The following is a 26,447-nucleotide window of genomic DNA, read 5'->3' on the forward strand; positions in this document are numbered from 1 at the left end:
TTCCTTTTGAGGTTGTTTTTGTTTCGAATGAACTGGTTTTGATGCTGCTTTTTGTCATTATATTCACGGTATAAATGGCATTGTTTTAAATTTAATACATCAAATTTATTTGAAAAAAACTGACTTTTACCGGGCCTTTTTATCCGCTAATATCCCCGCCGAATTTTTGACCTAATACCATTTAACTAGAGGTTTTGATGAAAAAGGCGATTGCTAAAATTGGCGCACTAACTGCTGTTGCAGTTTCTCTTTCTGGCTGTGTAGGTAGTAACGCAGTAACGGGTTACGTGATGGGCTTTAACTTAAAAGCAGTAGATAACCGTTACGCTCGTGGTGGCCTAAACATGCTAATGGCGCCAGTTTACGGTGTTGCTATTGCGGCTGACTACATCGTGTTCAACTCACTAGAGTTCTGGACTGGTAAAAACCCACTAAACGGTAAACCACACATCTTTGATACCAAGATGGATACTTACATCGACGTAAACCACCAGCTAGACAAGTCTCTAACGACAGCGCCGATTGGTCCTCTAACAAACAACCGTGTTATCGAACAAGGCCAAATGCAGCAGCTTGACGAAAATACAGTTCAAATGGACATCACTTACAACAATGGTGAAAAAGCGACGCTAATGGGTGTTCGTGAAGGCGATTTCGTTACTTACTACATCGATGGTGAAGTGGTTGCTAAGACTTCTATGGATGAGCTAGCAGCCTACGCGCAAACTCGTGCATAATTTGCGAAGCGCTGATAATAAAAAGCTCGCAATAAAAAAGGGTGCCTCGGCACCCTTTTTCGTATCTGACTTGGATTACGCTTTTTCTGGAATCGCTTCCAGAAGTGCGACCATTTGATCCCAGAACAGTTGAACGGTATCAATCTTCACTTTCTCATCTGGAGAGTGAGGGAACTTGATGGTTGGACCGAAAGAAACCATATCCATGTTCGGGTAAGGTTCTTTGAACAGACCACATTCAAGACCTGCGTGAATAACCATGATGTTTGGTTTGTGACCGTAAATGCCTTCGTACATATCACGGAAGATAGCCATGATTTCAGAATCCGCATCTGGTTTCCAACCTGGGTAAGCTCCAGAGAATTCGATTTGCGCATTCGCAAGTTCAGCGACTGACTCAAGCATACCTTCAACTTGACTACGACCAGAATCGATCAGTGAGCGAATTAGGCATAGAACCGTTACTTTGTTCTCTTCAGTTGTGATAACGCCAACGTTAAGAGACGTCTCAACTACGCCTTCAACTTCATCACTCATGCGCATCACGCCGTTTGGACAAGCGTTCAATGCTGCGATGAAACGTTGTTGGTCTGCAATTGCAAACACTTGTGCATCTGTTGACACTTCTTCATTGAAAGTCACGATGTCGGTTTCAACTTTACCAAGCTCAGTTTTTAGTAACTCAGTGTAGTAGTTGAACAGTTCTGCCAGCTTATCTTGATTCTCTGCTGGTAGAGCAACGGTAACGAAGGCTTCACGAGGGATCGCATTACGTAGACTACCACCACGGAACTCAACAAGACGAAGATCCAACTCTTGTGCGTGACCTGCTAGGAAACGGCCTACAAGCTTGTTCGCGTTGCCGCGGCCAGTGTGGATGTCACAACCAGAGTGACCACCTTTTAGGCCTTTCAGCGTTAGCTGACGAGTCACAAAACCTGCTGGGATGGCATCACGAGTAATGTCGAATGTCATTGCGCCGTCGATACCGCCAGCACAACCCATGTAAACTTCGCCTTCTTGCTCTGAATCCGTGTTTAGAAGGATGTCGCCTTCTAGCCAACCTTGCTCAAGACCAAATGCGCCAGTCATGCCTGCTTCTTCATCAATTGTCAGAAGCACTTCGATAGGGCCGTGTTTGATTTCTGTAGAGGCTAAAACCGCAAGGCAAGATGCCATGCCGATACCGTTGTCAGCGCCAAGTGTTGTACCTTTTGCTGTTACCCATTCACCATCAATGTATGGTCGGATTGGATCTTTAGTGAAGTCGTGGTCAGTGTCTTCGTTCTTTTGCGGCACCATATCGATGTGCGCTTGAAGAACGACGCCTTTTTTGTTTTCCATGCCTGGCGTTGCTGGTTTTTTTATGAACACGTTGCCAGTTGGATCGCGGCGTACGTCAAAACCTTGCTCTGTCGCCCAGCTTACGATGTATTGCGCTAGAGCTTCTTCATGCTTTGAAGGGTGAGGAATTGAACAAATCTTATCGAAAAACTGCCAAAGTGGAGCAGGTGATAAGGTACTGATTTCAGAATGGAATTCAGACACGGAAGACTCCTTTTGATGTGCTTTGCCAAATTTAAACCGTAAATATATTGAGTGTTTAGCAATAAATGCTAACTGGTCTTGGCTTTTGAATTGGCACCAAGCATACCACCAGATGAGAGAGGCGAGTAGTCGAGGGAGAAAGGAAATCACTATGAGCTGTCACAGATTCTGAACAGAGCAAAATACACCTATGCAATAAGGTTTATTTGATTGTAAGTATCTTAAATTTTTAATTCACAAAACTGTAATTAACTTACAGTTTTTATTTGATGGAGATCAATTTAAATGAAAAGTGTGAGTTTAATCACTTTTATGCTTGTAATTAAATTTCTTGGTGGTATATTTGTAACCAGCTTCTGAGAGAAGAATGAAATGCTCAAAGGATGAGTCCGTTTTATCGCCTCCAAGGAACCGAGAAATCAACCAAATTTGACAGTATTAATTGATTTAGAAGGTGATATTTATGAAAGGTTTACCAAGTGCAATGTTCTGGAACAGCAAATCTGTTTACACCGGTAACTTTGTATACCCAACAAGCTTTGGTTACTAATTGAAGCCAACGCATGTGACTCGAACAAGTTTGTTCACCCCTATAAATTGGAATTTTTTTTCAGTGCATAGTGCTGACATGATTCACCGCCACTCAAATTGAGTGGCGTTTTTTTATCTGCTTTTCCTATCCTCGGCTATTTTATCGCCACCAAGCTTCCATTCTGGTATTGCTTATCTCACTTGTTTCGTTTTCAGACTAATTATTTGGGTATTGAGTGCCCGAAACTATAATTTTGCGTTTGAAAGTTTACAACATTGTTCAGTTTACATTCGTTGCAATTGACTGAACGTGAGCTTCTTAGTTCTTGTTTCATAAGACCTAAAGCTATTCTCTCTTGGAGGCATTAGCGAATAGGTTTCATATCCGAAGAAAAAAATCCTATTAGAGTGAAAATTCTATCTGGAATTTGTTATTTGATAACTTTATAATTCGAGCCAATCGATTACGCAACCGTTTACTTTTTATCTTTACAGGATTCGATCATGCTCGAAAGGCTCTTTAAACTTAGTGAAAATGGCACCAACGTGCGCACTGAGATCATCGCAGGTGTTACGACCTTCCTAACCATGGCTTACATTATCTTTGTAAACCCAGCAATCCTTGCTGATACCGGTATGGATCGTGGTGCCGTTTTTGTTGCGACGTGTCTTGCGGCGGCTATTGGCTGTTTCATCATGGGCTTAGTAGCAAACTACCCAATCGCTCAGGCCCCTGGTATGGGTCTAAACGCGTTCTTCACATATTCAGTTGTGTTGGGCATGGGGTACACTTGGCAAGTGGCGCTAGCAGCAGTGTTCGTGTCCGGTTTGCTATTTATTTTACTGAGTATTTTCAAGATTCGTGAATGGATCATTAACTCTATTCCACTTTCTCTCCGCACTGGCATCTCTGCGGGTATCGGTCTTTTCCTTGCTTTCATCGCGCTGAAAAACGCAGGTATCGTAGTAGATAACCCAGCAACGCTAGTTTCAATGGGTAACATCACGTCACTACCGTCTGTGCTTGCGGCGATTGGCTTCTTCATGACGATTGCATTGGTTCACCGTGGTGTTAAAGGCGCGGTTATGATCGCTATTCTAGGTGTGACGATTCTTGGTCTTATCTTTGGTGACGTTCAGTGGGGCGGCATCATGTCAACACCACCAAGCATCGCGCCAACCTTCATGCAGCTCGATTTCTCTGGTCTATTCGAAGTGGGCATGATCTCAGTTGTTTTTGCTTTCCTATTCGTTGACTTGTTTGATACGGCAGGCACGCTAGTTGGCGTTTCGCAAAAAGCAGGTTTGACGGACGAAAACGGTAACATTCCTCGCCTAAACAAAGCACTGCTAGCTGACTCAACAGCAACGTCAGTGGGTGCTCTACTAGGTACTTCAAACACGACTTCATACATTGAGAGTGTTTCTGGTGTGGCTGCTGGTGGTCGTACAGGTCTTACGGCAGTGGTTGTTGGCGTGCTGTTCCTCTTGGCTCTATTGTTCTCGCCACTAGCAGGAATGATCCCTGCGTACGCGACATCAGGCGCATTATTCTATGTCGCTATCCTAATGCTTTCTGGCCTTGTTGGTATCGACTGGCGTGACCTAACAGAAGCGGCTCCTGTTGTCGTAACGTGTTTGGTAATGCCGCTGACTTTCTCTATCGCAGAAGGTATCACGCTAGGCTTCATCGCTTATGCAGCGATCAAACTGTTCAGTGGTAAAGGTCGTGAAGTTTCGATGAGTGTATGGGTGATGTCCGCTATCTTCATTGCGAAGTACATCCTAGGCTAACTCTGACGATTAAAAGAAAAGCCAGTGTGGGCATACGTTCACACTGGCTTTTTGTTTGTGGGCTTTTACTGGAGGGGAATTTCTCCTTGTTTATGGAGCATTTCTTCTCGAGTTCATTCCCTTCTTTATTTTGCAGTGTTCACTGAATTCGATTTTTCTGCGTAATAGACGGAGAATTTTGATATCAGCGTTGGTATTAATCATGGGTTTCGGTAGAATAATCGTTTGCGTAGCTTGAAACCCCCATTTCCTCTGGTGTGGGAAATCTAGATTGATGAGTCCATTTCAGCGCTATCAGCTAGGTCACGGGGATGCATATTTTGAAATTATTAGGTTATTACAATGAGTAAAAAATTCATTATCACTTGGGATGCGATGCAGTCTTACTGCCGTGAACTGGCTGAGAAACAAATGCCAGCTGAGCAATGGAAAGGTATTTGGGCGGTAAGCCGTGGTGGCTTGGTACCTGGTGCTATCTTGGCTCGTGAGCTAGGTATTCGCTACGTAGATACAATTTGTATCTCAAGCTACGACCACGATCATCAACGTGACATGACAGTGCTTAAAGCACCAGAAGGTGACGGTGAAGGTTACCTAATCATTGAAGACCTAGTAGATAGCGGTGATACAGCGCGTAAACTTCGTGAAATGTACCCGAAAGCGAAACTGATTGCTGTATGTGCTAAGCCTTCTGGTAAAGAGCTACTTGATGACTACGTAGTAGACATCGCACAAGACACTTGGATCGAGCAACCTTGGGATATGTCTATCCAGTTTGCTGAGCCAGTAAATCGCAAGCAAAAATAAGTTTGCACTAAGAATATTGAGAAATGCCCCTTTATAGGGGCATTTTTTTTATTATTATTACGCTATTGCAACCAGCCTAGAGTTCTTCCTATGTCAGAAGACGTCAGTAAAAACCTCTCCGAAACTTTGTTTGTCAAACACAAACAAGCGAAAGAAACCTCTGCACTTACTCAATACATGCCGACCAGCCAAAAGATTCTTGATGAGCGAGAAGAGCATGAAGATCGTGCTTGGTATCGTCATTTGAGGCGTATTCAGTGGGCGTGGCAGGGCTTATCTCCTATCGAAATGGAAGGGGTACTTTCTAAAATCGCGTCATCGAATCATTCTCGTACCGAAGATAAATGGCTTGATACGGTCATGGGTTACCACGGTGGTAACTGGACGTTTGAGTGGATTAAGTTAGGCATGGAGCATCAACGTCGCGCGAATGAAATGAAGGGGGAGGAAGCGGCTGATGAGCTGTTTACGGCTTCATTGTGTTTTAGCATTGCAGGCTACCCACATTTAAAGAATGATAACTTAGCCATTCAAGCACAGGTATTGGCGAACAAAGCGTATTCAGAAGGCTCAGAAAAAACTAAATACGTGATCAAGCAGATCGAAGTGCCTTACCAAAAACGCAAGATTATCGCGAACCTGCATCTTCCTCGCACAGATAAACAATTACCAGTTGTAATGGTTAGTGCTGGTTTGGACAGCTTGCAAACGGATATGTGGCGCTTGTTCAGAAACCACTTAGCTCCCAAAGACATTGCGATGGTGACTATTGATATGCCGTCAGTCGGTCATAGTTCACATTGGCCGCTGACCGAAAACTCCAGTTGCCTTCATCAAGCGGTTTTGAATGAGCTGTATTCTCTGCCTTGGGTTGATCACCACAAGGTTGGATTGATTGGTTTCCGCTTTGGCGGTAATGCCATGATTCGTCTTTCGTTTGTTGAGCAAGAAAAGATTAAAGCTTGTGTGGCTTTGGGTGCACCAGTGCATGATCTGTTTACGTCTCCTAAAAAGTTGCAGCAAATGCCGAAGATGTACCTCGACCTATTAGCGTCTCGCCTTGGCAAGAGTGCTGTTGATATCAATAGCATGGCCGGACAGATGATGGCATGGTCACTCAAGGTACAAGGTTTCCTAAGTAGCCGTAAAACTAAGGTGCCAATTTTAGCATTGAGTCTCGAAGGGGACCCAGTTTCACCTCATAGTGATAACCAGTTGGTAGCACTGTTTAGCCAGTACGGACAAGCCAAGAAAATCAGTTCCAAGACAATTACAAAAGGTTATGAGCAATCCCTCGATTTAGCCATAAAGTGGTTGGAGGACGAATTATTAAGATGACAAATCTCCTAATTTAGTTAAGAGTGATATATGTGAGCGAAAAATAAGCTCATGATAATTAAAAAATAATAATCATTCTTGGATAGCTAAATATCCTTACTATGGAAACGGAGATTCTTATGTCAGAGACGACACAAGGACCGACTCACTTTCGCTTGATGTCAAAGTTGAAGGCGATAGGTCCGTACCTGCGCGAACCACAATCACAAGAAGGGCACTACTATTTTGACTGTCTATCTGTCTGTGTAGATGACAAAAAGTCACCTGAGAAACGTGAATTTTGGGGCTGGTGGATGGACTTGGAGTCCATCGAAGGTGGCTTTACGGCAAAATACCATATTGGTAAATACAACAAAGAAGGGGAATGGACCTCAGAACCATTACCAAATAAGGTAGTAGAAGAAGTGTACTTGACACAAAGTACCTTCCATCAAAAGCTTATTGATACAGTAGCTGAGCATTTCAAACTGGAAGTGGAATATCACACCGAATCGTTTGATTTCGCCTAATTTGGCTGTTTTCTTCCCTGATAAGACAAAAAGGTGCGTTTTCGCACCTTTTCTGCTTGTTAAATCCCCATTTGATTGCTAAAACATCCACTCTTTATTTGTTTTTCATTTCAGAAGACATCATGACAACGAATCAACAGAATGCAGTTGTTTCACAACCACAGACCGTCGTTGTGAAACTGGGTACAAGTGTGCTGACAGGCGGCACTTTGGCGTTAGACCGTGCTCATATGGTAGAGCTGGCTCGTCAATGTGCTGAGCTTAAAAAACAAGGCCATTCAGTAGTAATGGTTTCGTCTGGTGCGATTGCAGCAGGCCGTGAGCATCTTGGATACCCCGCACTGCCCAACGCGATGGCGAGCAAACAGTTGCTTGCAGCCGTTGGTCAAAGCCGCTTGATTCAAACATGGGAGTCTTTGTTTGGCATTTATGGCATCAAAATTGGTCAGATGTTGTTAACTCGTGCTGACTTGGATGATCGTGAGCGTTTCCTAAACGCACGTGACACCATCAATGCTCTGGTTGTAAACGACATTATTCCGATCGTGAACGAAAACGACGCAGTTGCGACAAACGAAATCAAGGTTGGTGACAACGATAACTTGTCTGCTTTGGTGGGGATTTTGTGTGGTGCAGACAAATTACTGCTCCTGACTGACCAAAAGGGCTTGTTTACCGCAGACCCACGTAAAGATCCGAATGCTGAGCTGATCAAAGAAGTGAAAACCATCGATGATACTTTGCGTAAAATTGCAGGTGGTAGTGGCACCACGCTAGGTACAGGCGGTATGGCAACCAAACTTCAAGCGGCAGATATTGCTCGTCGTGCAGGTATTGAGGTCATTATCGCTGCGGGTAGTGCGCCAAATGTTATCTTCGATTCATTGAGTTCGGAGCCACAAGGTACACGTTTCTTACCTTGTTCAGAAGCACTAGAAAACCGTAAACGTTGGATCTTAGCTGGTCCTGCGGCATCGGGTGACATCATTATCGATGATGGTGCAGTGAACGCCGTTGTGGGTAAGGGCAGCAGCCTACTTGCAAAAGGAGTGGTCAAAGTCAGTGGTGATTTTGCTCGTGGTGAAGTTGCACGTGTGACAAACGCACAGGGTAAATTGGTTGCTCGTGGTATTAGCGCCTACTCAAGTGAAGACCTAGCGAAAATTGCCGGTAAGCACAGTAAAGACATCATCTCTATTTTGGGTCATGACTACGGCTCAGAAGTGATTCATCGCGATGATCTTGTCGTCATTCAAGAATAGATTGAGGGAAGCAAAGTGGATTTAACGAATATGGGTAAAGCTGCCAAAGATGCAGCTTTCGAATTGGCGACAGCGTCAACCGCACAAAAAAACCAAGCACTAGCGATCATCGCTGATGAGCTAGAAGCAAATGCAGCAACCATTTTGGCTGCAAATGCAAAAGACATAGAACTCGGCCGTGAAGCGGGTCTAACCGATGCGCTACTAGACCGTCTTCTACTTAACGAAGAGCGTTTGACGGGCATTGCTAATGACGTTCGTAACGTGATCAGCTTAAACGATCCTGTGGGCAGCGAAATTGACAGCAAAGTGCTAGAAAACGGCATGTCTCTGTCTCGTCGTCGCGTACCACTAGGTGTGGTCGGTGTGATTTACGAAGCGCGTCCGAACGTAACCATCGATATCGCAGCACTGTGTCTAAAAACAGGCAATGCAAGCATCCTACGTGGTGGTAAAGAGACGTTCTTCTCTAACATGGAGTTGGTGAAAGTTATCCAATCAGCACTGGCGAAAGCGAACTTGCCAGCAGCTTCTGTACAATACATTGAAAAGCCAGACCGTGAGTTGGTTTCTCAACTGCTTAAGCTTGATGATTACGTTGATATGATCATTCCGCGCGGTGGGGCTGGTCTGCACAAAATGTGTAAAGAGAACAGCACAATTCCTGTGATCATTGGTGGTTTTGGTATCAGCCATATCTTCGTTGATGAATCTGCGGATTTAGAGAAATCTCTGAACGTAGTTGAAAACTCGAAAGTTCAACGCCCATCTGCATGTAACTCGCTAGATACTTTGCTAGTCCACGAAAAAGTGGCAGAGCAATTCTTATCGATGATTGTTGAGCGCATGAATGACAAAGTAACCTTCGTTGCAGAACCAAAAGCAAAAGCGCTAATGACACAAGCGAAACAAATTCGTGATGCGGGTGAAGGTGATTTTGATACGGAATGGCTAAGCTACACGTTGGGTGTAAAAGTGGTAGCTGATGTGAGAGAAGCGATTGACCACATGCGCGTTCATAACGCGAGCCACTCTGATGCGATCATGACCAATAGCTTGGTGAACTCTGAATTGTTCATCAATTCTGTCGCCTCTGCAGCGGTTTACGTAAACGCAGCAACGCGCTTTACTGACGGTGCTCAGTTTGGTCTTGGTGCAGAAGTTGCGGTATCCACTCAGAAACTGCACGCACGTGGCCCAATGGGTTTGGAAGAGCTAACCAGCTACAAATGGGTTGGTAAAGCAAACTACCTAGCACGCAGTTAACAGAAACCGTCTGATATTGATTGAAAAAGGGGCAGGAATGCCCCTTTTTGTTTTCTCTAACATAGCAATTCCGCTACACTAGTCTTGCTTTTGGGACGACCCCAATCGCACGCTATTTGGAGGTGATATGCATTGTCCTTTTTGTTCCGAGAACGATACAAAAGTAATTGATTCCCGCTTAGTTGCTGACGGCCATCAGGTGCGCCGTCGTCGCCAGTGTCTTGCATGTAGCGAGCGTTTTACTACGTTTGAAACTGCGGAATTGGTGATGCCTAAAGTAATTAAGTCTAACGGCAACCGCGAACCGTTTGATGAAGATAAAATGGTCGGTGGTATTCAACGCGCTTTAGAAAAACGCCCAGTAAGCGCTGACGCTATCGAGCTTGCTATCAGCATGATTAAGTCACAATTGCGTGCTACTGGCGAACGAGAAGTACCGAGTGAGATGATTGGTAACCTTGTTATGGACCAATTGAAAGAGCTTGATAAAGTCGCTTATATCCGTTTCGCATCGGTTTACCGCAGCTTTGAAGACATCCGTGAATTTGGCGAAGAAATTGCTCGCCTAGAAGACTGATTGAATCATGGCTCAACAAAACTCTTCTTCAGTATTTACCTCTCAAGATTTTGAAATGATGTCGCGTGCGCTCAAGTTGGCGAAACGCGGCATTTATACTACGGCTCCGAATCCTAACGTAGGCTGCGTTATTGTCCGTGACGGCGAGATTGTTGGTGAAGGTCATCATCACCGTGCCGGCGAGCCTCATGCCGAAGTCCACGCGATGCGTATGGCGGGTGACAAAGCCGAAGGGGCGACCGCATACGTCACGTTAGAACCTTGCTCCCATTTTGGTCGTACACCGCCGTGTGCTGAAGGGCTAATCAAAGCTAAAGTCGCTCGCGTTATCTGTGCGATGGAAGATCCCAACCCGAAAGTCGCCGGGCGCGGTTTTCAAATGCTGCGTGATGCTGGAGTAGAAGTTCAAGTCGGCTTGCTAGAAAGCGAAGCCATTGATCTGAACAAAGGGTTTATCAAGTTCATGCAAACGGGCATGCCTTATGTTCAGTTGAAGATGGCAGCCAGCCTCGATGGGCAAAGTGCACTTAATAATGGCCAAAGCCAATGGATCACCTCCCCAAAGGCTCGCCAAGATGTGCAGCGTTATCGCGCATTAAGTGGTGGAATTCTCTCAACCAGCAAAACCGTGATTGATGACAATGCGTCATTGAACGTACGTTGGGATGACCTGCCGTGCAGCGTACAAACTCAATATTCACAAGATGAAGTCCGTCAGCCACCTCGTGTGATTTTGGATCGCCAGTCTCAACTTAACGATGATCTAAAACTATTCAATACTGATGGTGAGCGTATTATTGTCAGCCAAGGTGGCGATATGGTACCTGAACTGGATGAAAACGGCCAAATTGACTTAGCCACGACATTAAAAGCTGTGGCGAGCGAATATCATATCAATCACTTGTGGGTAGAAGCGGGAGCTACGCTCGCGAGTTCGTTAATCAAAGCTAACCTTGTAGATGAGCTAATTATTTACCTCGCGCCTAAATTGATGGGCAGCGATGGACGAGGTTTGATTGGTGCACTTGGTTTAACTGAGATGGCACAAGTTATCGATTTAACTATTACTGACGTTCGAATGGTCGGGGTGGATATCCGCATTACCGCAACCGTCAAACGCAACCAAAGCTAGAAAGAAGCATTATGTTTACAGGAATTGTAGAAGCAGTTGGCAAACTCACTGCCATTACGCCAAAAGGCGAAGACATTACCGTAACGGTAGAAGTAGGCAAGTTGGATATGTCTGACGTTAAGTTAGGCGATAGTATCGCGACTAATGGTGTGTGCTTGACGGTCGTTGACTTTGGCAGCAACTACTACAGCGCTGACTTGTCTTTGGAAACGCTGAACAAAACTGGTTTTGCCGCGTACCAAGTCGGCGATAAAGTGAACCTAGAAAAAGCCATGCTGCCAACCACTCGTTTTGGTGGGCATATTGTGTCTGGTCACGTTGATGGCGTGGGTGTGATTGTCGAGCGTAACCAAGTGGGTCGTGCGATTGAGTTTTGGGTCGAGATGCCTGCGGAGATCGGTAAGTACGTGGCAGAAAAAGGCTCTATCACAGTTGATGGCATTAGTCTGACTGTCAACGATCTACGTAAGAATGGTTTTAAATTGACGATTGTTCCTCATACCAGTGAAGAAACCACGATTGATCAGTTCCAAGTAGGACGCAAAGTGAACCTAGAAGTGGATGTATTGGCTCGCTACATGGAACGCTTACTGCAAGGTCAAAAAGAAGAGTCGCAAGAATCACGCATTACGATGGAATTCTTACAACAGAATGGTTTTGCCTAAGCGAAACCGACCATAATCACAGAACGTTATCAGGTTAATTGACTTAATAAAGGTTGGCTTCAAACTGCTTTGCTGACTAAGCCAGTAGACGTAACTAAACGAAACGTTAAACGCATTGCTGCTGCAATAATAAATTTTTGAATAACGGGAAACAGAATATGCCTATCAGCACGCCTCAAGAAATTATTGATGACATCCGCGCGGGCAAAATGGTCATCCTGATGGATGATGAAGACCGCGAGAATGAAGGTGATTTGATCATGGCTGCCGAGCACATTACGCCGGAAGCCATCAACTTTATGGCTACGCATGGTCGTGGCTTGATCTGTCTAACCATGACAAAAACACGTTGTGAAAATCTTGGACTCCCACCAATGGTGCAAGACAACAACGCGCAATACACCACCAACTTTACCGTTTCTATTGAAGCCGCTGAAGGTGTAACAACTGGTATTTCAGCCGCTGACCGTGCTCGCACTGTGCAAGCTGCCGTGGCGTCAAATGCGAAAGCGGCTGACTTAGTACAACCAGGTCATATCTTCCCTCTTGCAGCACAAGATGGTGGTGTTCTAACTCGCGCTGGTCATACTGAAGCTGGTTGCGATTTGGCCCGTCTGGCTGGTCTTGAACCTGCTTCAGTTATTGTCGAGATTTTAAACGACGATGGCACGATGGCTCGTCGTCCAGATCTTGAAGTGTTTGCTGAAAAGCACGGTTTGAAACTTGGTACCATTGCGGATCTTATTGAGTACCGCAACAACACTGAAACAACCATTGAGCGCGTTGCTGAGTGTGCACTACCAACCGAGTTCGGTGAATTCACGCTTGTGACGTACAAAGACACCATTGATAACCAAGTGCACTATGCAATGTGCAAAGGTGACCTTAGTTCTGAAGCGCCATTAGTTCGTGTGCACTTACAAGATGTATTTACTGATGTGCTTCGTAGTGACCGTAACGCAGAACGCAGCTGGACACTTGAGAAAGCGATGAAGCGTATCGGTGAAGAGGGCGGCGTGCTGGTTGTTCTTGGCAACGAAGAGTCAACCGATCTACTTATTCATCGCGTTAAGATGTTCGAAGCGCAAGACAAAGGTGAAGCACCGACGCTTGCGAAGAAACAAGGCACGTCTCGTCGTGTTGGTGTTGGCTCGCAAATTCTTGCTGACTTAGGTGTGCATGATATGCGCCTACTTTCTTCGACCAACAAAAAGTACCACGCACTGGGTGGTTTTGGCCTGAACGTTGTTGAGTACGTCTGCGAATAACAACTGACCGACAAGTTCCTAGTCTTGCGCGTACTTATCATCGTTATGGCTAGGAACTCGTGACTGGTATCCAATTTCCATTAGATATTGCTCACAAAATTGTGCTAGAATCCGGCGATTCTCACTTGATGAACAATTTTCACTTAAAAATAGAGTTAAAGGAAAGCTTATGAAAGTGATCGAGGGTGGCTTCCCAGCGCCAAATGCAAAAATTGCTATCGTTATTTCTCGTTTCAACAGTTTTATTAACGAAAGCCTACTATCTGGTGCGATCGATACACTAAAGCGTCACGGACAAGTAAGCGAAGACAACATTACAGTAGTTCGTTGTCCTGGTGCCGTAGAACTGCCTTTGGTAGCTCAACGTGTTGCTAAGACTGGTAAATACGATGCTATCGTATCACTAGGTACAGTAATTCGTGGTGGCACACCACACTTTGACTATGTTTGTAGTGAATGTAACAAGGGTCTTGCACAAGTTTCTCTGGAATACAGCCTTCCAGTAGCATTTGGCGTACTGACTGTTGATACTATCGATCAAGCGATTGAACGCGCAGGAACCAAGGCTGGTAATAAAGGTGCAGAGGCTGCACTAAGCGCACTTGAAATGATTAACGTACTATCTGAAATTGATTCCTAATGGGGGCCAGTGTGAAACCAGCCGCACGTCGTAACGCACGTCAATTCGCTCTACAAGCGATCTACTCATGGCAGATTACTAAAGACAATGTTGCCACGATCGAAGAACAGTTTTTGTCTGGCGACAAATACGATGAAGAAGAACTTCATGCATCTGAGCCTGCACTAGCTGCTCCTGAAACAGACGTAGCTTACTTCCGTGAACTACTAAGCGGTGTTGTACTTAGCCACTCTGAGCTAGATAGCAAAATCCGTCCATACGTGTCACGTCCAATGCAAGACCTAGACATGATGGAACTTGCTCTTCTTCGCCTTGCTATGTACGAGATGACTCGTCGCGAAGATGTTCCTTACAAAGTGGTAATCAACGAAGCGATTGAACTTGCAAAAGTATTCGCAGCAGAAGACAGCCACAAGTTTGTGAATGGTGTGCTAGATAAAGCGGCACCGCACGTACGTAAGAAATAACAATTTCTTCAATAAAAAGGTCAGCATCTGCTGACCTTTTTTGTATCAATAGCTTTTACATCAAAAAGTAAGTGAATAATGTCTGGTGAATTCAATCTGATCGACAAGTACTTCGTTGGGCGTCAAAGCCAACGCAAAGACGTACACCTAGCGGCGGGTGACGACTGTGCGTTAGTGAAAGCGCCAGATAACGTACAAATTGCCATTAGTACCGATACGTTAGTGGCTGGAACCCATTTTCTTGCGGATGCGAACCCTGCTTGGGTCGCACATAAGGCGTTGGCATCAAATATTAGTGATCTCGCAGCAATGGGTGCAACGCCGGCGTGGGTGAGCTTTGCATTGACGATGCCTAAGCCTGATGAAGCTTGGCTCGCTCCTTTTTGTGATGCATTTTTTGAGCTGGCGGATTATTTTGGTATTCAACTTATTGGTGGTGATACCACAAAAGGTCCACTGAGCCTGACGCTCACCGTGCAAGGGTTTGTACCAGAAGGGAAAGCACTGACTCGCTCTGGGGCGAAAGTCGGGGACTGGGTTTACGTTACGGGCAACCTTGGAGATGCTAAAGCTGGTCTGGATGTGATTCTGGATGATTCACTGCGCTCACGTATTGCTGCGCAGGAACTAGAGACAGCGCATTATCTTAGCTCACCTCGTGTTTTGGCTGGTCAAGCGCTCGTTGGGTTGGCTTCGGCTGCGATTGATATCTCTGATGGTTTAATCTCTGATATCAAACACATCCTCAAACGTTCTGATGTTGGTGTGAGCTTAGATGTTTCCCAATTGCCAATTTCTTCAGAACTGGTTCAGTTTTTAGATGATAAGGTCATCGCACAGCAGTATGCTCTATCAAGTGGCGAAGAATACGAACTGTGTTTTACTGTGCCAGAGCAAAACCGTGGCTCATTACAAAGCGCTTTGTCTCATATCGGATGTAAAGTCACCTGTATTGGTCAGATTCGACCAAAAGGTACCTTCGAGCTGCATGATAACAATCAACCGCTTGATTGGGATCTGAGTGGCTTTGACCACTTTAAATGATATGAGCTAGGCTCTAGCCTAAGATTGAAACCAAACTTGCAGTATAGGTTTAAGGAAATGACCAACCCTCTCTCTCTGATTTCATTAAAGAACCCGTGGCATCTTTTGGCGACAGGTTTTGGTAGCGGTTTATCACCAGTAGTGCCAGGCACAATGGGCACGCTTGCTTCAATTCCGCTGTTTCTGCTTTTGGCACAACTGCCTTTCTCACTTTATGTGGTTGCGGTGTTATTCTCTTGTGTGATTGGCATTAAGATTTGCCAAGTGACATCAGATGACATGGGCGTTCATGACCATGGTTCTATTGTATGGGATGAGTTTGCGGGCTTTTGGATCACCATGAGCCTAGTACCAGCACTGAATATTCCTGTGACGGAATGGAAGTGGCTACTGACAGGTTTTATCTTGTTCCGCTTCTTTGACATGGTAAAACCATGGCCAATCGGTTGGTTGGATAAACGTGTTCACGGCGGCTTAGGTATCATGATTGATGATATCGTGGCGGGTATTATGGCGGGTATCGCGCTGTTTTTAGTGGCGAAATACGCAGGTTGGATGTAATACCTATCCTTAAGGTTTAGAATCGACAGATAAACAAAAGGGATGCCACATGGCATCCCTTTTTGGCTTCGTTGTAGGGTCTTACGTTCGCTTATTTGGCTAAGTAATCGTTGATCGACTTCTCGATGCCTTTTGCATCTAAGCCAAGCTCTTCATGTAGCTCGTCTTGTGTGCCTTGAGGAACGAAGCGATCTGGCAAGCCAAGGTTGAGTACAGGCTTGATGATCTTATCTTGCATCATAAACTCAATCACACCCGCACCCGCACCACCTGCAATCGCATTTTCTTCTAGCGTAACCAGAACATCGTGCTCTGCAGCAAGCTGACGAATCAACGTTTCATCAAGTGGCTTAACAAAGCGCATGTCTGCTACTGTCGCGTCTAGGTTTTCAGCTGCTTCTAGCGCGTTACCTAGGAAGGTGCCGAAGCTTAGAATTGCCACTTTCTCGCCTTTACGAACCACACGACCTTTACCGATTTCAAGCGCAGTAAATTCTTGTTCAATGTCTGTGCCCATGCCGCTACCGCGTGGGTAACGAACCGCACTTGGGCCTGTGTGCTTATGACCCGTGTACAGCATTTGACGACATTCGTTTTCGTCACTCGGCGCCATGATCACCATATTCGGGATACAACGCATAAAGCTAAGGTCGAACGCACCTTGGTGAGTTTGACCATCTGCACCAACCAGACCAGCACGGTCTATAGCGAACATCACTGGTAAGTCCATGATCGCAACGTCGTGAATCAGTTGATCATAACCGCGCTGTAGGAAGGTCGAGTAGATTGCCACGATCGGATGATCACCCGCAATTGCCATACCCGTTGCAAGTGTTACGGCATGCTGCTCTGCGATTGCTACGTCAAAGTATTGCTCTGGGTACTCTTTTGAAAAGCGAACCATGCCAGAGCCTTCACGCATCGCTGGTGTAATCGCCATTAGCTTAGGATCTTGCGCGGCCATATCACATAGGAAATCACCAAAGATCTTAGAGAAGGTCGGCTTGCCGCCGCTGCTCTTCGGCAAACTGTTATGTGATGGGTCGAACTTTGGTACACCGTGGTAGCCGATAGGATCTTTTTCTGCAGGTTCATAACCTTTACCTTTTTTGGTCATGATGTGCAGAAATTGTGGTCCTTTCAGTTCACGCATGTTTTTCAATGTTTTGACTAGCTCATTTACATCGTGACCATCAATAGGGCCGATGTAGTTAAAGCCTAGCTCTTCGAATAACGTGCCAGGAACAACCATGCCTTTTAGGTGCTCTTCTGTGCGACGAACCAACTCTTTAATTGGTGGAACGCCAGACAACACTTTCTTACCACCTTCTCGGATAGAGGTGTACAAGCTGCCTGAAAGCACTTTAGCAAGGTGGTTGTTCAATGCGCCTACGTTTTCTGAAATAGACATTTCGTTATCGTTCAGAATGACCAGCATATCGGGGTGAACGTCACCAGCGTGGTTCATGGCTTCAAATGCCATGCCTGCCGTGATTGCACCATCACCAATAACGCTAACAATTTTGCGGCCCTTTCCTTCTTTTTCAGCGCTGATAGCCATACCTAGGCCGGCACTGATAGAAGTGGATGAATGGCCAACAGATAGCGTGTCGTACTCGCTCTCTTCGCGCCATGGGAACGGGTGTAGTCCGTCTTTTTGACGGATGGTAGGCATTTGGTCACGACGGCCGGTCAGGATCTTATGCGGGTAAGCCTGGTGGCCTACGTCCCAGATCAACTGATCAACAGGTGTGTTGTATACATAATGTAGAGCTACGGTTAGCTCTACTGTGCCTAAGCCAGACGCTAGGTGTCCGCTAGACTGACTCACTGAATTTAGCAGATACGTGCGTAGTTCATCGCACAAAGCTGGCAATGTTTCTTTCGGAAGGAGTCGTAGCTCTTCCGGTGTATTTGCTAACGCCAGTGTTGGGTACTTTGAAATATCAAGAGTCATATAAATGCGCGCTTATTGTGTTAGTTCTTGCGCTCGATGACATATCGGGCGAACTCTTCGAGTAACTGAGTATTGTATGGGATTGCTTCTAATGCTTGAAGTGCTTCCTGTAACAGAGTGTGAGCTTTCTCCATTGCTCCCTCTAAACCCAGTAGAGACGGGTAAGTGCTTTTGTTCAGCTCTTGGTCTGAACCTTGCGGTTTCCCTAGTGTTTCTGTATCACTAATGATATCAAGAATATCGTCTTGAACTTGAAACGCCAAACCAACAGCTTGAGAGTAGCGCTCTAAGTGTGGCAAGACTTCCAGACCTTTTTCACCTGCTGCTAGCGCACCAAGTTTGACGGCACAATTAATCAGAGCGCCAGTTTTATTCCGGTGTATCTCTTCTAGCTCAGCGAGTGTGACTTGACGATTCTCTGCTCCAAGATCAAGCGCTTGGCCAACACACATGCCATTTGCGCCGGATGCTTGAGCTAAAGATTGCACCATTTTTATACGCTGGCTTTCTGCATTTGGATTCAGCTGGCCTTCTGCAATGATAGTAAAAGCTAAGGTTTGCAGCGCGTCACCTGTAAGAATTGCCGTTGCTTCATCAAATTTTATATGACAAGTTGGCTGACCGCGACGCAGTTCATCATCATCCATCGCTGGCAAATCATCATGGATAAGAGAGTAGGCGTGAATACATTCAATTGCCGATGCAGGCGTGTCGAGGTCTTGTAGTTGGCAGCCCAGCATTTGGCCTGTGATATAAACAAGGAAAGGACGAACACGTTTACCACCAAGGAGTAAGCCGTACTTCATCGCTTGAATCAATGGCTGCTGTTGGTGAGGCATTTGCTCAAGCCATTGATTGAGTTGTTGATTATTTCGTTGTTGATAAGACGTCAATGTCTCTTGCATCACATTGCTCACTACTGATTATTATTCTGACTCAGGGTTGAAGTCACTTAGTGGTGCTTCATCGTCTTCGCTAAGAAGAATGCTCACGCGTTGTTCGGCGTCACTCAGCTTCGTTTGGCCAGCACGCGCCAGAGCAATGCCTCGTTCAAATTTGCGTAAGGCATCATCTAAGGCAAGATCGCCATTTTCTAGTTGATCAACCAAGCCATCTAGCTCTTCAATGGTTGCTTCAAAGGTCATGTTTTCTGGTTTCTTGACCGCCATCTTTTATCTGCCTTAATCAAGCCTCTAATGAATGCACGCAAGTTACCTTAGCCTACTAACTTGGTCAAATTTAACCTTATATAATTGTCACAAAATTGGCTTGAGTAGACTCTGATGAGACAATCTTGATCATATAAATCGGGAATGAACGATCATTTTGTGATGTGTTAACCAAGATTCCGCTAAAAAAACTGTTCTAAGTGTCGATACAAGTAATAATCTGCTCAAGTGGCATAGTTGGATAGCATGAGGAGTGCTTTGTGGATTTAGCAACCCTAATAGGTTTGATAGGTGGATTTGCCTTCGTAATCATGGCGATGGTATTGGGTGGCAGTATCGGCATGTTCGTCGACGTCACTTCAATCTTAATCGTAGTAGGCGGTTCTGCTTTCGTAGTGTTGATGAAGTTCACATTGGGGCAATTTTTTGGAGCGGCTAAAATTGCAGGTAAAGCCTTCATGTTTAAAGCGGACGAGCCAGAAGATTTAATCGCCAAGATTGTTGAAATGGCAGATGCAGCTCGTAAAGGTGGTTTCCTAGCGCTCGAAGAAATGGAAATAGATAACAGCTTTATGCAAAAAGGCATCGATTTGTTGGTTGATGGCCATGATGCAGAAGTCGTAAGGGCGGCACTACAGAAAGATATCGCATTAACCGATGAGCGCCATACTCAAGGTACTGGTGTTTTTCGTGCGTTTGGTGACGTTGCTCCTGCGATGGGTATGATTGGTACACTAGTTGGTCTGGTTGCCATGCTTTCGAACATGGATGACCCAAAAGCGATTGGCCCTGCGATGGCGGTAGCACTTTTGACTACCCTATACGGTGCGGTGTTATCAAACATGGTTTTCTTCCCAATTGCTGACAAGCTTTCTCTGCGCCGTGATCAAGAGACATTAAACCGCCGCCTAATTATGGACGGAGTGTTGGCGATTCAAGATGGTCAAAACCCACGAGTCATCGATAGTTATCTGAAGAACTACCTGAATGAAGGTAAACGTGTTCTTGAGATTGACGAGTAATTAGGGGGCTGTGATGGATGAAGATCAAAAATGTGACTGTCCGCCACCCGGTCTCCCGCTGTGGATGGGTACCTTCGCTGACCTGATGTCACTATTAATGTGTTTCTTCGTACTTCTACTTTCGTTCTCGGAAATGGATGTTCTGAAGTTCAAGCAGATCGCAGGTTCGATGAAGTTTGCCTTTGGTGTTCAGAACCAACTTGAGGTGAAGGATATTCCCAAAGGTACCAGTATTATCGCGCAAGAATTTAGACCAGGTCGCCCTGAGCCAACGCCAATTGATGTCATCATGCAACAGACCATGGACATCACACAGCAGACGCTAGAATTCCACGAAGGGGAATCGGATCGTGCGGGTGGAACTAAGCGTGACCAAGGTAAACTTACAGGTGGTCAATCGCCAGACACCTCAACACAAACGAATCAATCTTCAGAAGCTGAAATGCAGCAACAACAGCAGCAATCAGAAGCGAAATCTCAAGAGATGGAAACCTTGATGGAAAGCATCAAGAAAGCGCTGGAACGAGAGATTGAACAAGGCGCAATTGAAGTCGAGAACCTTGGTCAGCAAATTGTGATTCGTATCCGAGAGAAAGGGGCATTTCCAGAAGGTTCCGCATTCCTACAACCTAAGTTTAGGCCTTTGGTACGACAAGTCGCAGAACTAGTCAAAGATGTTCCCGGTATTGTTCGTATTTCAGGACATACTGACAATCAAAGGTTGGACTCTGAGCTGTACCGCTCAAATTGGGATCTATCATCACAGCGAGCGGTGTCTGTTGCCCAAGAAATGGAAAAGGTGAGAGGTTTCTCACATCAACGCTTACGCGTTAGAGGGATGGCGGATACAGAGCCAGTCGCTCTGAACGATACTGATGCCAATCGTGCACTTAACCGCCGTGTTGAAATCAGCATCATGCAGGGTGAACCTCTTTACAGTGATGAAGTGCCTGTTGTGAACTAATGCTCTTCACTCTCTATTGAAGAAAAGCGAGCTGATAGCTCGCTTTTTTTGTTTTTCCAATCCGCTTGGGTGTATAATCTTGCGCCCTTAAAGTGAGCTCATACTCTTTAAACTGACCGATAAGAGAATTCCATACGTACTTTTATATGGTTGTACAGTTATGGTGAGTGTCACTCATTGTTGATTGCGAAACTAACCTGCGAATTAGACTATGAAATTTATTGTAAAGCCCCATCCAGAAATTTTTGTAAAAAGTGAATCTGTGCGTAAGCGCTTCACAAAGATTTTAGAGTGCAACATTCGTAACATCGTTAAGAGCCGTACGGAATCTGTCGCGGTATTCAACCGTCGTGATCACATTGAAGTGACCTCTGAGAGTGACGAGTTTCACGCTGAAGTTTTAGAAATCCTGACACACACGCCAGGTATTCACCACATTCTTGAAGTAAAACAAACCGAATTCAAAGACTTGCACGATATCTACGAGCAAGTGTTGGAGCTAAGCGGTTCACTGATCGAAGGCAAGACTTTCGTTGTGCGCGCTAAGCGCCGTGGTAAGCACGATTTTACTTCTATTGAACTAGAGCGTTATGTCGGTGGCGGTCTTAACCAAGCGGTAGAAAGCGCTCGAGTTAAGCTAAGCAAGCCAGACGTAACCATCAACGTTGAAGTGACCAACGACAAGCTAAATCAAGTACTGGCTCGCCATAAAGGTCTAGGTGGTTTCCCACTAGGTACGCAAGAAGACGTATTAAGCCTGATCTCTGGTGGCTTCGATTCTGGTGTTTCTAGCTACTTGCACATTAAACGTGGTTCAAAAGTACATTACTGCTTCTTTAACCTAGGCGGCCCAGCACATGAAATCGGCGTTAAGCAGGTTTCACACTACCTATGGAACAAATACGGTTCTTCGGCGAAAGTACGTTTCATCTCAGTTGATTTCGAGCCTGTAGTTGCTGAAATCCTTGAGAAAGTCGACGATGGCCAAATGGGCGTGATCCTGAAGCGTATGTTTATGCGCGCAGCGGGTATGGTCGCTCAAAGAATGAAGATCGAAGCATTGGTAACTGGTGAAGCGCTAGGTCAGGTATCTAGCCAAACACTGACGAACCTACGCCACATCGATAACGTAACAGACACACTGATTCTTCGTCCGCTTATCAACTGGGATAAAGAAGACATTATCAACCTAGCGCGTGAAATCGGCACAGAAGACTTCGCGAAGACGATGCCAGAATACTGTGGTGTTATCTCTAAGAAGCCGACAGTGAAAGCGGTGAAAGGCAAGCTAGAAGCTGAAGAAGAGAAATTTGATTTCAGCATTCTTGAGAAAGTGGTTCAAGAAGCTCGCATGATGGACATCCGTGACATCGCGAAAGAGTCAGAACAAGCTGCTCCAGAAGTTGAGCAAGTACAAGCAGTAGAAGAGCACGCAATCGTACTGGATATTCGTAGCCCTGAAGAGGAAGACGACAACCCATTAGAAATCGATGGCGTTGATGTTAAGCACATCCCATTCTACAAGTTAGGTACGCAGTTTGGTGATTTAGACCAAACTAAGACATACCTACTGTACTGTGACCGTGGTGTGATGAGCCGCCTGCAAGCACTTTACTTGCAAGAGCAAGGCTTCAACAATGTGAAGGTTTACCGACCATAACCGTGTTGTAACGCAGACAATCACAAAAGCGCAAATTGAGAAATCAGTTTGCGCTTTTTTCGTTTTAGCACGCGCAAAAAATGGCTTTATGAAGTGATAATATTGAGCTTAATCGCACGCTTCGTAATTTGTACTGATATAACGATAATTAATCCGAAGTGAGGATGAAAGAGTGATATTACTGCCAGTTTTTGAAGAAGATGGCGATGAGATATTTAGATAAAAAAACACCGCCTAAGAAGGCGGTGTAAGAAATTTGACAGACAGGTCAAAATAAATACAGGAAGTATATGTTTTGTCACAGGGAGTTGTACACAAAACATCATGGTAGAAATCTACCTAACTCGAAATACGAGTTTGCAAACACAACATCGCAACAGCAAGCCAATTGATTCTAAAAAGAATCAAGCCGTTCAGGCTCGCGTTGCGGGATGAAATATAGAATTTATCTGGCTGTTCGACAACGGACATTTTATAATGTTTCAGATAAAAAAAACTAATCCTACTTGAGGTCCCATAATGTCTCGCAGATTGCCTCCGTTGAATTCACTTCGCGTTTTTGAAGCGGCTGCTCGCCATCTTAGTTTTACCCGTGCAGCTGAAGAGCTATTTGTTACACAAGCGGCTGTAAGTCACCAGATCAAAGCCCTTGAAGAATTCCTATCTTTAAAGCTTTTCCGTCGTCGTAATCGCTCATTGTTGCTCACGGAAGAGGGGCAAAGCTACTTCCTAGACATTAAAGATATCTTCACTTCGATTGCTGAAGCGACAGATAAGGTATTGGAACGTAGCGAAAAAGGTGCACTGACCATCAGCTTACCACCAAGTTTTGCTATCCAATGGTTGGTGCCTCGGTTAGCGGATTTTAATGCCCAAGAACCGGACATTGATGTACGCATTAAAGCGGTCGATATGGATGAAGGTTCACTGACTGATGATGTTGACGTTGCTATCTATTATGGTCGTGGGAACTGGCCAGGTTTACGTGCTGATAAACTCTACCAAGAGTTTTTGATCCCACTTTGTTCACCTTCATTACTTTTAGGTAACAAACCATTAGAATCTCTAAGTGACCTTAAATTACATACCTTGTTACATGATACTTCTCGTAAAGATTGGAAGCAGTTTGCTCGCCAACAAAATATCGAAGGCATCAATGTGAATCATGGTCCAATTTTCAGCCACTCGACCATGGTGCTTCAAGCGGCTGCACACGGGCAAGGGGTCGCTCTAGGAAACAACGTACTAGCCAAACCTGAAATGGAAGCGGGACGCTTAATTGCGCCATTTGACGAAGTATTGGTGTCGAAGAATGCCTTCTACGTGGTGTGCCACGAACAGCAAGCGGATATGGGACGTATCGCAACGTTTAGAGACTGGATGTTGGCAACCGCGAGAAAAGAACAAGAGGAAGTATTGGATGAGTCATTGGATAGCTGAGGGGCCTGAAAACGGACCACTGTTTATTTTTGCTCACGGCGCAGGAGCTGGCATGGAACACGATTTTATGACTGCCGTCGCTAAGGGATTAGTTGAGCAGGGCATACGCGTGGTGCGTTTTAATTTCCCTTACATGGTTAAGCGAGCTGAAGACGGCAAGAAGCGTCCGCCTGATCGTGCACCAAAGCTTCTTGAAGCCTATGAAGAAGTGATCACTCACTTTACTTCTCAGCCAATCGTGATTGGTGGTAAGTCGATGGGCGGACGCATGTCGAGCTTGTTAGCAGATAATGAGCTGGTGGCGGGTATTGCCTGTTTAGGTTTTCCTTTTCATCCTCCTGGTAAGCCAGAGAAATACAAAGGTGAACACCTCGCGAGCATTGAAAAGCCAACTCTAATCCTACAAGGCGAGCGCGATACTTTCGGTAAGCGCGAAGAGTTCGATAGCTTTGCGTTGTCAGAGCAAGTGAAAGTGAGCTTTTTGCCAGATGGTGACCATAGCTTTAAGCCTCGTAAGAGCTCAGGCTATACAGAAGCCAGTAATATTGCATTGACGGTAGATCAGTTAGCGAGATTTGTTAAAGAGGTGTACGGTGAAAAGTAAGTGGTTACTCTCCTTTACTGGCATTTCTGGCTTAACATCAGTGGCGCTAGGTGCATTTGCTGCGCATGGTTTGAAGGCAAAGTTATCGCCTTATTTACTCGGCGTCTTTGAAACCGGCGTTTTGTACCAGTTCATCCATACTTTGGCTATCGCATTTTGTTCGATTTTGCTGTTGCTCAATTTGGGACAAAAAGCACAAAAGTATTTTTTCATTGCCGCGATTTGCTTTATCATCGGCATCTTTTGTTTTAGCGGCAGTCTTTACGCGCTGGCGCTGACGGGCATTAAATGGTTTGGACCAATCACTCCGATGGGAGGATTGTTGTTCATGATCGGCTGGTGTCTGTTCTTTTTTGCTGCGTTTAATATCAAAGAGGTCTCCAAGTGAAACAACTAATGCTCTATTGCCGTTCTGGCTTTGAGAAAGAGTGTGCTGGTGAAATTCAGGACAAAGCGACACAGTTGGAAGTGTACGGCTTCCCTCGTGTGAAGAAAAACTCAGGTTATGTTGTCTTCGAGTGTTACCAAGATGGAGACGCAGACAAGCTAGCAAAAGGCTTAGACTTTAGCGCTCTGATTTTCGCTCGCCAAATGTTTGCTGTTGCGGCTGAGTTTGAAGCGCTACCAAGCGATGACCGTATCAGCCCTATTTTGGCAGAACTGTCTGAAATCGAAGCATTCCCACGTTGTGGCGATCTGCGTATTGAAACCCCAGACACTAACGAAGCGAAAGAGCTATTGAAGTTCTGCCGTAAGTTTACAGTACCAATGCGTCAAGCAATGCGTGGTAAAGGTCTGATGTGGAATAAAGACAACGCGAAGAAGCCTGTGCTGCACATTTGTTTTGTCGCGCCGGGTCATTGTTACGTGGGTTACTCTTACCCGGGCAACAACTCGCAGTTCTTTATGGGCATTCCTCGCCTTAAGTTCCCTGCGGACGCGCCAAGCCGTTCTACGCTGAAATTGGAAGAAGCATTCCACGTCTTTATTCCTCGTGAGGAGTGGGATGAGCGTTTGGCTCCTGGCATGTGGGGTGTTGACCTAGGTGCATGTCCGGGAGGTTGGACTTACCAATTGGTGAAACGTTCGATGTTCGTTCACTGTGTCGATAACGGCATGATGGCGGATAGTCTAATGGAAACCGGTCAAATTAAGCACCACATGGTGGATGGCTTTAAGTTCGAACCAGACCGCAAGAATGTAACTTGGATTGTGTGTGACATGGTTGAGAAGCCAGCACGTGTGGCTCATCTAATGGGTCAGTGGCTGCTAAAAGGTTGGGCGAAAGAAGCGATTTTCAACCTTAAGCTTCCAATGAAAGGTCGTTACGATGAAGTGCTGCAAGATCTTGAAAACCTAAAAATGTTCCTGATTGAGAACAAGGTGAAGTTCAAGCTGCAAGCTAAGCACTTGTACCATGATCGCGAAGAGATCACGATTCACATTCAGTGTCTGTCTAATATCTCACCACACTAAGCTAAAGTT

The 26,447-nt window shown here is 45.3% G+C and carries 27 protein-coding genes; 23 read left to right on the forward strand and 4 right to left on the reverse strand.

Annotated features, from left to right (window positions below; translation table 11 throughout):
- The first annotated feature begins 197 nt into the window (after positions 1-197).
- Positions 198-737, forward strand: coding sequence for a DUF3332 domain-containing protein (locus J4N37_RS03055; protein WP_010446291.1), 540 nt, complete (start codon positions 198-200; stop codon positions 735-737).
- 75 nt (positions 738-812) lie between these two features.
- Here the strand turns inward: J4N37_RS03055 and J4N37_RS03060 are convergent, their stop codons facing one another.
- Entirely contained in the window at positions 813-2,285 is a 1,473-nt protein-coding gene (locus J4N37_RS03060) for an aminoacyl-histidine dipeptidase (RefSeq protein ID WP_038886296.1), read from the reverse strand.
- 484 nt (positions 2,286-2,769) lie between these two features.
- Here J4N37_RS03060 and vcdP point away from each other — a divergent pair, with 484 nt between their 5' ends.
- From vcdP to pgpA, 15 genes are all read left to right on the forward strand, one after another.
- The gene (gene vcdP, locus J4N37_RS25245; RefSeq protein ID WP_479729366.1) at positions 2,770-2,835 is read left to right on the forward strand and encodes a small protein VcdP; all 66 of its coding nucleotides are present in this window, start codon (positions 2,770-2,772) and stop codon (positions 2,833-2,835) included.
- Between the two features lie 485 nt (positions 2,836-3,320).
- Positions 3,321-4,610 carry an NCS2 family permease gene (locus J4N37_RS03065; RefSeq protein ID WP_038886921.1) on the forward strand — a complete coding sequence of 430 codons (1,290 nt, stop codon included), beginning with the start codon at positions 3,321-3,323 and terminating at the stop codon, positions 4,608-4,610.
- 342 nt (positions 4,611-4,952) lie between these two features.
- Positions 4,953-5,417: a xanthine phosphoribosyltransferase gene (gpt, locus tag J4N37_RS03070; protein ID WP_045387330.1), complete on the forward strand. Its 465-nt coding sequence runs from the start codon at positions 4,953-4,955 to the stop codon at positions 5,415-5,417.
- Positions 5,418-5,507: 90 nt separating this feature from the next.
- Positions 5,508-6,755, forward strand: a complete 1,248-nt coding sequence (gene frsA / locus J4N37_RS03075; RefSeq protein WP_045387333.1) for an esterase FrsA — start codon at positions 5,508-5,510, stop codon at positions 6,753-6,755.
- Positions 6,756-6,874: 119 nt separating this feature from the next.
- Positions 6,875-7,264 (forward strand): sigma factor-binding protein Crl, encoded by a 390-nt coding sequence (gene crl, locus J4N37_RS03080; RefSeq protein ID WP_005447601.1) that lies wholly within the window; start codon positions 6,875-6,877, stop codon positions 7,262-7,264.
- Between the two features lie 122 nt (positions 7,265-7,386).
- Positions 7,387-8,526, forward strand: coding sequence for a glutamate 5-kinase (gene proB, locus J4N37_RS03085; protein ID WP_045387337.1), 1,140 nt, complete (start codon positions 7,387-7,389; stop codon positions 8,524-8,526).
- 15 nt (positions 8,527-8,541) lie between these two features.
- On the forward strand, positions 8,542-9,792 hold the full coding sequence (locus tag J4N37_RS03090) for a glutamate-5-semialdehyde dehydrogenase (RefSeq protein WP_252041662.1): 1,251 nt from the start codon (positions 8,542-8,544) through the stop codon (positions 9,790-9,792).
- Positions 9,793-9,919: 127 nt separating this feature from the next.
- Complete coding sequence (gene nrdR, locus J4N37_RS03095) at positions 9,920-10,369, forward strand: transcriptional regulator NrdR (protein WP_010446320.1); 450 nt, start codon at positions 9,920-9,922, stop codon at positions 10,367-10,369.
- A gap of 7 nt (positions 10,370-10,376) precedes the next feature.
- On the forward strand, positions 10,377-11,501 hold the full coding sequence (gene ribD, locus J4N37_RS03100) for a bifunctional diaminohydroxyphosphoribosylaminopyrimidine deaminase/5-amino-6-(5-phosphoribosylamino)uracil reductase RibD (protein ID WP_252041663.1): 1,125 nt from the start codon (positions 10,377-10,379) through the stop codon (positions 11,499-11,501).
- An 11-nt stretch (positions 11,502-11,512) separates the two neighbouring features.
- Entirely contained in the window at positions 11,513-12,166 is a 654-nt protein-coding gene (locus J4N37_RS03105) for a riboflavin synthase (RefSeq protein ID WP_045387347.1), read from the forward strand.
- A 158-nt stretch (positions 12,167-12,324) separates the two neighbouring features.
- Positions 12,325-13,434: a bifunctional 3,4-dihydroxy-2-butanone-4-phosphate synthase/GTP cyclohydrolase II gene (gene ribBA / locus J4N37_RS03110; protein ID WP_010446326.1), complete on the forward strand. Its 1,110-nt coding sequence runs from the start codon at positions 12,325-12,327 to the stop codon at positions 13,432-13,434.
- A gap of 169 nt (positions 13,435-13,603) precedes the next feature.
- On the forward strand, positions 13,604-14,074 hold the full coding sequence (gene ribH / locus J4N37_RS03115; RefSeq protein WP_005440184.1) for a 6,7-dimethyl-8-ribityllumazine synthase: 471 nt from the start codon (positions 13,604-13,606) through the stop codon (positions 14,072-14,074).
- Positions 14,074-14,541, forward strand: coding sequence for a transcription antitermination factor NusB (gene nusB, locus J4N37_RS03120; protein WP_005440182.1), 468 nt, complete (start codon positions 14,074-14,076; stop codon positions 14,539-14,541). Before ribH ends, nusB begins: the two co-directional genes overlap by 1 nt.
- A gap of 78 nt (positions 14,542-14,619) precedes the next feature.
- Positions 14,620-15,585, forward strand: a complete 966-nt coding sequence (gene thiL, locus J4N37_RS03125; protein ID WP_005447592.1) for a thiamine-phosphate kinase — start codon at positions 14,620-14,622, stop codon at positions 15,583-15,585.
- Between the two features lie 57 nt (positions 15,586-15,642).
- Complete coding sequence (gene pgpA, locus J4N37_RS03130; RefSeq protein ID WP_252041664.1) at positions 15,643-16,146, forward strand: phosphatidylglycerophosphatase A; 504 nt, start codon at positions 15,643-15,645, stop codon at positions 16,144-16,146.
- Between the two features lie 91 nt (positions 16,147-16,237).
- Here pgpA and dxs read toward each other — a convergent pair whose 3' ends face one another.
- Genes dxs through xseB form a run of 3 tightly spaced genes read right to left on the reverse strand, consistent with a single transcriptional unit; the run spans position 16,238 to position 19,272 of the window.
- Positions 16,238-18,103, reverse strand: a complete 1,866-nt coding sequence (dxs, locus tag J4N37_RS03135) for a 1-deoxy-D-xylulose-5-phosphate synthase (protein ID WP_038886015.1) — start codon at positions 18,101-18,103, stop codon at positions 16,238-16,240.
- Between the two features lie 20 nt (positions 18,104-18,123).
- Positions 18,124-19,008, reverse strand: a complete 885-nt coding sequence (ispA, locus tag J4N37_RS03140) for a (2E,6E)-farnesyl diphosphate synthase (RefSeq protein WP_045387357.1) — start codon at positions 19,006-19,008, stop codon at positions 18,124-18,126.
- A 21-nt stretch (positions 19,009-19,029) separates the two neighbouring features.
- Positions 19,030-19,272: an exodeoxyribonuclease VII small subunit gene (gene xseB, locus J4N37_RS03145; RefSeq protein WP_038886016.1), complete on the reverse strand. Its 243-nt coding sequence runs from the start codon at positions 19,270-19,272 to the stop codon at positions 19,030-19,032.
- 260 nt (positions 19,273-19,532) lie between these two features.
- On the opposite strand from xseB, the gene pomA reads away from it, so the two are divergent.
- From pomA to rlmM, 7 genes are all read left to right on the forward strand, one after another.
- Positions 19,533-20,294 (forward strand): flagellar motor protein PomA, encoded by a 762-nt coding sequence (pomA, locus tag J4N37_RS03150; RefSeq protein WP_010446362.1) that lies wholly within the window; start codon positions 19,533-19,535, stop codon positions 20,292-20,294.
- Between the two features lie 13 nt (positions 20,295-20,307).
- Entirely contained in the window at positions 20,308-21,258 is a 951-nt protein-coding gene (locus tag J4N37_RS03155; protein WP_252041666.1) for a flagellar motor protein MotB, read from the forward strand.
- Between the two features lie 211 nt (positions 21,259-21,469).
- Positions 21,470-22,918, forward strand: coding sequence for a tRNA uracil 4-sulfurtransferase ThiI (gene thiI / locus J4N37_RS03160; RefSeq protein WP_045387359.1), 1,449 nt, complete (start codon positions 21,470-21,472; stop codon positions 22,916-22,918).
- A gap of 519 nt (positions 22,919-23,437) precedes the next feature.
- Entirely contained in the window at positions 23,438-24,358 is a 921-nt protein-coding gene (locus J4N37_RS03165; RefSeq protein WP_010446367.1) for a transcriptional regulator GcvA, read from the forward strand.
- Positions 24,339-24,962: an alpha/beta family hydrolase gene (locus J4N37_RS03170; RefSeq protein ID WP_045387361.1), complete on the forward strand. Its 624-nt coding sequence runs from the start codon at positions 24,339-24,341 to the stop codon at positions 24,960-24,962. The genes J4N37_RS03165 and J4N37_RS03170 overlap by 20 nt, the downstream gene beginning before the upstream one ends.
- Positions 24,952-25,350: a DUF423 domain-containing protein gene (locus J4N37_RS03175; protein ID WP_045387362.1), complete on the forward strand. Its 399-nt coding sequence runs from the start codon at positions 24,952-24,954 to the stop codon at positions 25,348-25,350. The genes J4N37_RS03170 and J4N37_RS03175 overlap by 11 nt, the downstream gene beginning before the upstream one ends.
- Positions 25,347-26,438, forward strand: coding sequence for a 23S rRNA (cytidine(2498)-2'-O)-methyltransferase RlmM (gene rlmM / locus J4N37_RS03180; RefSeq protein WP_017188443.1), 1,092 nt, complete (start codon positions 25,347-25,349; stop codon positions 26,436-26,438). Before J4N37_RS03175 ends, rlmM begins: the two co-directional genes overlap by 4 nt.
- The last annotated feature ends 9 nt before the right edge of the window (positions 26,439-26,447 follow it).

The organism is Vibrio sp. SCSIO 43153 (assembly GCF_023716625.1).
GTDB classification, from domain to species: domain Bacteria; phylum Pseudomonadota; class Gammaproteobacteria; order Enterobacterales; family Vibrionaceae; genus Vibrio; species Vibrio rotiferianus.